Below are 6,863 nucleotides of genomic sequence, written 5' to 3' on the forward strand. Positions count from 1 at the left end.
GATCGGCACCAACCGCATATTTCCAAGGGTGAAAACAGAAACTCTTTAACCGCAACGGGGAGAGACCCGCGATCCATAAGGTAAATGAGTAGGTAAAACAGGGCCAACACCGCACAGTAAACGATGAATTGCAGGATATTCCACCGCAAGCGAAGACCAGGATATTCATCCAAACAAATCGGTTCTTTTACATGCTGCATTCCGTTCTGGGCTCTCAAATTTGCCTTGCTGTGCGATGTCTGCCGCGACTTCAAAATTCAGCATTCAAGTGTTTCAATGACTTTGCAAGTCAAAGACGCAAAAGCATATATCTACGCTTGCACAACCAAAGCTAAAGTCGGCTTCGTCCGCATAGCAGACATCTAGCACGTCAATTGAAAAAGGCGCCCCGATTGGGACGCCTTTACGTCTTAAGCTGATCTAAGATGAAGCCGCTGGTGCGACTATCCCTTTAGTTACCAGTCGCGTTGTCGATGTTCAGTGTAACACCTGGGCCCATAGTAGAAGTCAAAGAGATCTTCTTCATGTATGTGCCTTTGGTGCCAGATGGCTTTGCCTTCTGAACCGCATCAACAAATGCCAAAACGTTTTCTTCGAGCTTTGCAGCTGTGAAGGACGCTTTGCCAACACCGGCGTGAACCACACCAGCTTTTTCGACTTTGAACTGAACTTCGCCGCCTTTTGCAGCTTCAACGGCGTCTTTGACGTCCATTGTCACTGTGCCAACTTTTGGGTTTGGCATCAGGTTGCGTGGGCCCAGTACCTTACCAAGACGACCAACGATTGGCATCATGTCAGGTGTCGCGATGCAGCGATCGAATTCGATCTTGCCGGACTGAACTGTTTCCATCAGGTCTTCTGCGCCAACGATGTCAGCGCCTGCAGCCTTAGCTTCGTCAGCTTTGTCACCACGTGCGAAGACAGCAACGCGCATGGTTTTGCCTGTGCCGTTTGGCAGGGCAACTTTGCCGCGAACCATCTGGTCTGCGTGACGTGGGTCAACACCGAGAACAACAGCGATTTCGATAGTTTCATCGAATTTCGCTTTTGCGTTGTCTTTAACCAAAGCAACAGCTTCGGATACAGTGACGAGCTCTTTGCCTGCGAATGCTTCGCGGGCGGCGGTTGTGCGTTTTCCGAGTTTTGCCATCTTACTTAACCTCGATGCCCATTGACCGAGCGGAGCCCAGAATGATTTTCATTGCGCCTTCGATGTCGTTTGCGTTGAGGTCCTTCATTTTGGCCTCTGCAATCTCACGAACCTGCTTAGTGGTCACTGTGCCGACAACTTCGCGAGAAGGTGTTTTCGCGCCGGACTTCACTTTGGCAGCCTTCTTGAGGAAATAGGACGCTGGTGGCGTCTTAATGTCCATGGAGAAGGATTTGTCTTGGTAATATGTGATTACCGTTGGGCATGGTGCACCTGGCTCAAGGTCAGCTGTCTTCGCGTTGAACGCTTTACAGAATTCCATGATGTTGATGCCGCGTTGACCCAATGCAGGGCCAACAGGTGGGGATGGGTTGGCTTGGCCAGCTGCAACTTGCAGCTTCATAGTGCCAGCGACTTTTTTAGCCATGAGGCTTCTCCTTTTGTCCGGTTACGGGACGCGTTCCTGTAACCTATGTGGATGTGGTCTAGTTTGACGCACGCGTGCGACTCGCCTCCCACATGGGATGTCGGATGTCCGACAAGCTGCTCCCTTAGCGGGGGTTGGGGATTCTTGCAAGAGAGATGTCCGAAACCGTGCGACACAGGCCGTAAATGCCGCGGCAAAACGTCCATGGACCGTCGATCAGGTAACTAAAGTGACATTATTTCGTTTTAGCTATCTCCAAACCCACGCTATTTCTGTATGGCATTAACCAGAAAACAACATAAGCAGGCACATGGACAAGATATCAGAGGGGCTGAGCCCCGCAACGCCCCCACGCTCCGGTCAGGAGTGGGTTAGAACCCTCGCACTCTACCGCACACCAAACGCCTTGCGCAGCTGGTTCGAGCTCGCGGTTACAATTGGGCCTTTCATAGCCCTTTGGGCGCTCGCATGGTGGAGCCTGTCTTATAGCTACTGGGCAGCCTTTGCGATTTCGATGGTAAACGGCGCATTCCTGTTGCGTCTGTTTTGCATCCAGCACGATTGCGGCCATGGCGCGTTCTTCAACAGCCGAAGCCTCAGCGATTGGACCGGCCGAGTGTTGGGTGTTTTAACCCTGACGCCTTATGACGTTTGGCGCCGGACTCATTCTATTCACCACGGCGCATCGGGTAACCTTGATCGTCGCGGCATTGGTGACGTTTACACAATGACCGTTGCTGAATACCGCGAACTGTCCGCTTTGAACCGTTTTAAGTACCGTCTGTATCGGAACCCTGTTGTTCTGTTCGGTTTGGGGCCTGGGTATCTCTTTCTGGTACAGAACCGCCTGCCGTTTGGATTGATGAACAGCGTCAAATACTGGATCAGCGCAATGGCGACGAATGCAGCGTCCATCGTTGCTCTTGCAATTATCTTGTATTTTGGTGGCTTGGCTCCGATCTTGCTGGTGTTCCTGCCTTCAACCCTGCTGGCCGCGACGGCGGGCATGTGGTTGTTTTACGTGCAGCACCAGTTTGAAGACACACACTGGGACGTCGAAGAAGACTGGCAGGTGCATGACGCTGCCCTACGAGGCAGCTCTCACTACGTGATGCCGCCTGTTCTGCAATGGCTCAGCGCCAACATCGGCATTCATCACGTCCATCACGTTTACGCACGCATCCCGTTCTACCGTTTGCCCGAGGTTCTGCGAGACCACAGAGAACTTGCAGAGGGTAACCGCATGACGATCGGCGAAAGCTTCCGCAATGCGAAGCTGAAGCTCTGGGATGAAAAGACAAGGCAGCTCATATCGTTTTCACAGGTGCGCACCCAAGAAGCCTAGCGCCATCCCGACATTCAACGCAAAACGCCGCCCCATTTGGGGCGGCGTTTTTCATTCCGCAAACTAGGTTCTCTCGGGCTTAGCCCTGCTTCGTAACCTGTGTGAATTCCAACTCGACCGGAGTTTCGCGACCAAAGATGGACACCGTAACCTTGAGGCGCTGGTTTTCTTCGTCGACTTCTTCGACCATGCCGTCGAAATCTTCGAACGGACCGTCGTTGACTTTGACCTTCTCGCCGATCTCGAAGTTGATAAGCGTACGTGGCGCTTCCTGACCTTCTTCAACGCGACCGAGGATCTGCTGCACTTCAGCATCCCGCATCGGCATCGGACGACCCTGTGGGCCCAAGAAACCAGTGACGCGGTTGATGGAGTTGATCAGGTGGTAACCCTCATCGGACATTTCCATGTGAACCAGAACGTAGCCAGGCATGAAGCGGCGCTCGGCGGTGACTTTCTTACCGCGGCGCACTTCGATGACTTCTTCGGTTGGCACCAGAACTTCTGTGATCTGATCGTCCAAACCTTGCTCTTCGGCTGTCGTGCGGATCGTTTCCGCAATCTTCTTTTCGAAGTTCGACAACACGGAAACCGAATACCAACGCTGTGCCATTTTCTCTGTCCTTTTTGATCCGAACGGGACCTCTGAAGAGTCCCGGAAATAAAAGCGGCGTGCAACTCATCCGTTGCACGCCATCTAAACTTGGGGATTCTCTAACGCGCAGAGCGCGACACTTCAAGGGGCAGCAATGATTTGCGCCCTAGAAAGAGTTGAGCACGCCTTCGAGGCCGGACCGGATAATCAGGTCAACCAACGTGAAGAACAATGCCATGACGGCCGCCATGATCAGCACCATCACTGTGGTCAAAACCACTTCGCGGCGGCTGGGCCACACAACTTTGCCGATTTCGGCACGGGTCTGCTGAATAAATTGAACTGGATTGGTTCGGGCCATGGTCTGTCCTTTTAAGGCGAATACGCCAATGTCTTAGCTGGCTAGGCAGGTAACCGTCTTTGCGGGTCGTTTCAACCCTTCTGAGGGTCTACCGGCGGGTGCAACACTGTCACACCGTCTAATTGTTCAATCCGTGCCATTTGGGCGGCATAAACTTCGGCCGCGCGGCGCAGGATCGACGCATTATAAAGCTGAAACTGTTTGTGAACCTCGCCCACAGGGTAGGCGCGACGGGCATCGCGTGCCAAGTTGCCGACCTGCCCCTCGCTGGCGGCCTCAATCGTCTTTTGGACGGCGGTTACGGACAGCCCTTGATGCACGCGATTGTGGATCGGCTCGATGCGGCTGCTATCGTCCCAGCGCAACATGCGGCAAAGCACCTGTGGCAAGACCTGTTCATAGTCTTCCTGCCGCCAAACATAGATTTGGCCAACACCCGAGACGTCTCGCAACCGCTCAACGTAATCGACCCAATCGACGTCACGCCAATCATTGCGCAACCGATATTGTCGTGGGCGCACATGGACCCCTCCGAACATTGCCTGTGAATAGGCTGACGCGAGATAGGCCGCTGGATCACGCACCGCAAGGAACAGCTCCACCGGAACCGGCGACCACTTCTCGACGACCTCCGTAAGCCGCTCTGCTGCTGTTGGGTACAGCGGCATGACAATGCGCCCCCGACTGTCCGCCAGATTGCCAACAAAGTTCTCTTCGCTCAGCAGCAGGTGTTCGCGAGTCTTGGTCAAAAACTGCAGCTGTTGTTTCGGTGTGCGGCGTGGGGGCGGGCTTTCTGACCACGATGTGTTGAACATCGCCGCAAGATTTCGCCCTTGCATGCGTAAATACCGCGGGCCGAACAACCGGATGCCTTCATCCGCCAATAGACCGCGATTCTTATAAAGGACATTTTGAAGATGGGACGACGCGGTTTTATGCGCGCCAATATGAAACGAGATCGTTTGCGGTAAAATATGCAAGGTTTTCTCCCGTTTAACGCATCTTTAGCGCGCGAAATCGGCGGTGGCTTGGCAGGGGCTGAGGGTCTCGAACCCACGACCTACGGTTTTGGAGACCGTCGCTCTACCAACTGAGCTAAACCCCTAAGCCGAGCGTTGAAATAGCGAGGCCTTCAGCACTTGGCAACAGCAAACGTCACTCATTGTCGCGCTTTGCGCCCGACAATGTGCTGAGTGTGCCAAATGACTGCCGAATAATCTCATCTGCCGTCTTAATTCGAAAGCCGGACCCGCCACCGGGAAAGACGCTTTCAAAAGCGGGTTCGGCGGGGATAACTACATCATCTGGCTTGGTCGCCTTTGGGTTCGGCTGCGGCGCCTTGGCCGGTTTCATCGGGTTGTCTTGAGGTTTGAACGTCCCCCACGGAGATGCCTCGGCAGGCTTTGATGTGGGTAATGGCTTATGGTTCGGTTGTTGGGCTTGCGTCGTGGCCCTCTTGCGGTTCTTCACTTGTGCGGCATGGTGTTTCACCGCGTCCGTTTTACCAAAAAAGAGACGCAAGCCTCCGATCAAGGCAAGAATCGCAGCGATTCCAGCGAGTGTTGCTGTCGTGGCCATCGCATCATCTGCGCGCGCAAAGATGGACCCACGTCGGTCCCCCATGAACGGCTCGATCACGAGGATGCCCGCCGCGCGCGGCACGCCCATACGCGCAAGCCCCGCATCGACATCAGCCGCCCAAGTTTGGTTGCGGCTGAGCTGCCCATTGATTGCGACCGAAATGTTATTGCCCGTCGTTTGGGCCGCCAAGTAGCGTTCCAAACGTAGAAGGGCGTCGGGTTCGACGACAAGCACCGCCTTGACCCCCTCGCCTTGATCGTCAGCCAGCAACACGAACGAATAGGCATTCCCGTCTACTTCCATTTGGCCAATTGGAAGATCGGAGAAATACAGCCCCTCGATATGGACTTCGCCATAAGAGGTCACGTCTTGCGGGGTCCAATCGGACAGCAGTGTTGCGGTCGGCGCGTCATTGGAGCTTTGGATCTCCGCCTCTAATCGGGCGAAAAGGTAGTTTTCATATTCACTGTAAGCGAGGCTTCCGACCCATATCGCAAGCGCGATGTAGACAACCCACGGCAATTTAAACAGCCATCGCAAATACCAAGGAAGAAACGTCTTAAGCATTACAAGTCAGTCCGTTGGGCATGGAGCAGCACCTTTAGATCACCGCCGCAAATCGCGGCTTCGTTCTGGACAATGACATCAATTGGCCAATCCCACCAAGCGATTTCAAGAAGCTGCGCGCAAGTCGCATCATCAAAGCGACGGCGAACGGGTTTGGCGGGGTTTCCCGCAACAATCGTGTAGGGTGGGATGCGCCCCAACACGACCGATTTCGCCCCAATGATACAGCCTGACCCGATATCGGCACCGGGCAAGATCGTCGCCCCCTGCCCGATCCATACGTCGTCCCCAATCGTTGTATCCGGCCCAGCGTCAGGCATCGATGGGCGCTTGCGATCCATGTCGAGGAAGACCGCAAACGGAAAACTACTGAACCCGTCGTAGCGATGATTGGCGGAGGACGTGATAAAGGTCACACCATCGGCGATCTGGCAAAACTTACCGATGCGCAACATCTCTGGGCTTTGCGGTAAGAGGTAGGGTGCCAGATGAAAGGCCCAATCCTGTGGCGGCACGTGGGCGCTGGCATAGGTATAATCGCCGACTTGCATGTTCGGGTTGGTGATGGCCGCATTCAAGAACACGGTCCCCTTGTGCAGCGTGCCGTCAGGCAGGATCACAGGGTATAGCGTGTCGGGGGATGGGAACGAACGTGGAGGAAGTGGGGCCATGACGGGCCTCCTTTGGTCAATGTTGAATTTGAAACATGGATCAAAGGTAAATTGTCATCATAGCCTCCTGTAGCTCGAACAGATGTTAGCGGCAGGTCGCGATAAATCAAAGCCCTTACAGTAAAAAGGCCCCCGCATTGCTGCGAGGGCCTTCTTTGTTCGTTCA

8 protein-coding genes and 1 tRNA gene are annotated in these 6,863 nt (G+C 54.3%); 1 reads left to right on the forward strand and 8 read right to left on the reverse strand.

Annotation, left to right across the window (positions count from 1 at the left end; genetic code table 11):
* Window positions 1–451: 451 nt before the first annotated feature.
* Together rplA and rplK are read right to left on the reverse strand one after the other, a co-directional pair.
* Window positions 452–1,150, reverse strand: coding sequence for a 50S ribosomal protein L1 (rplA, locus tag KO486_RS02455; protein ID WP_216035665.1), 699 nt, complete (start codon window positions 1,148–1,150; stop codon window positions 452–454).
* A 1-nt stretch (window position 1,151) separates the two neighbouring features.
* Window positions 1,152–1,577 carry a 50S ribosomal protein L11 gene (gene rplK, locus KO486_RS02460; RefSeq protein WP_216035666.1) on the reverse strand — a complete coding sequence of 142 codons (426 nt, stop codon included), beginning with the start codon at window positions 1,575–1,577 and terminating at the stop codon, window positions 1,152–1,154.
* Between the two features lie 310 nt (window positions 1,578–1,887).
* On the opposite strand from rplK, the gene KO486_RS02465 reads away from it, so the two are divergent.
* A complete protein-coding gene (locus KO486_RS02465; protein WP_216035667.1) occupies window positions 1,888–2,922 on the forward strand; it encodes a fatty acid desaturase in 1,035 nt (344 codons plus the stop codon).
* A 79-nt stretch (window positions 2,923–3,001) separates the two neighbouring features.
* Here KO486_RS02465 and nusG read toward each other — a convergent pair whose 3' ends face one another.
* The 6 genes from nusG to KO486_RS02495 form a co-directional block, all read right to left on the reverse strand.
* Window positions 3,002–3,535 (reverse strand): transcription termination/antitermination protein NusG, encoded by a 534-nt coding sequence (nusG, locus tag KO486_RS02470; protein ID WP_216035668.1) that lies wholly within the window; start codon window positions 3,533–3,535, stop codon window positions 3,002–3,004.
* Window positions 3,536–3,683: 148 nt separating this feature from the next.
* Window positions 3,684–3,878 carry a preprotein translocase subunit SecE gene (secE, locus tag KO486_RS02475; protein WP_216035669.1) on the reverse strand — a complete coding sequence of 65 codons (195 nt, stop codon included), beginning with the start codon at window positions 3,876–3,878 and terminating at the stop codon, window positions 3,684–3,686.
* 71 nt (window positions 3,879–3,949) lie between these two features.
* A complete protein-coding gene (locus tag KO486_RS02480; RefSeq protein WP_216035670.1) occupies window positions 3,950–4,858 on the reverse strand; it encodes a hypothetical protein in 909 nt (302 codons plus the stop codon).
* Between the two features lie 49 nt (window positions 4,859–4,907).
* Window positions 4,908–4,983: transfer RNA gene (locus KO486_RS02485), tRNA-Trp, on the reverse strand.
* A 50-nt stretch (window positions 4,984–5,033) separates the two neighbouring features.
* Window positions 5,034–6,026 (reverse strand): hypothetical protein, encoded by a 993-nt coding sequence (locus tag KO486_RS02490; RefSeq protein ID WP_216035671.1) that lies wholly within the window; start codon window positions 6,024–6,026, stop codon window positions 5,034–5,036.
* Window positions 6,026–6,697 (reverse strand): CatB-related O-acetyltransferase, encoded by a 672-nt coding sequence (locus KO486_RS02495; RefSeq protein ID WP_216035672.1) that lies wholly within the window; start codon window positions 6,695–6,697, stop codon window positions 6,026–6,028. The genes KO486_RS02490 and KO486_RS02495 overlap by 1 nt, the downstream gene beginning before the upstream one ends.
* Between the last annotated feature and the right edge of the window lie 166 nt (window positions 6,698–6,863).

It is taken from the genome of Octadecabacter sp. B2R22 (assembly GCF_018861045.1).
GTDB lineage: Bacteria > Pseudomonadota > Alphaproteobacteria > Rhodobacterales > Rhodobacteraceae > Octadecabacter.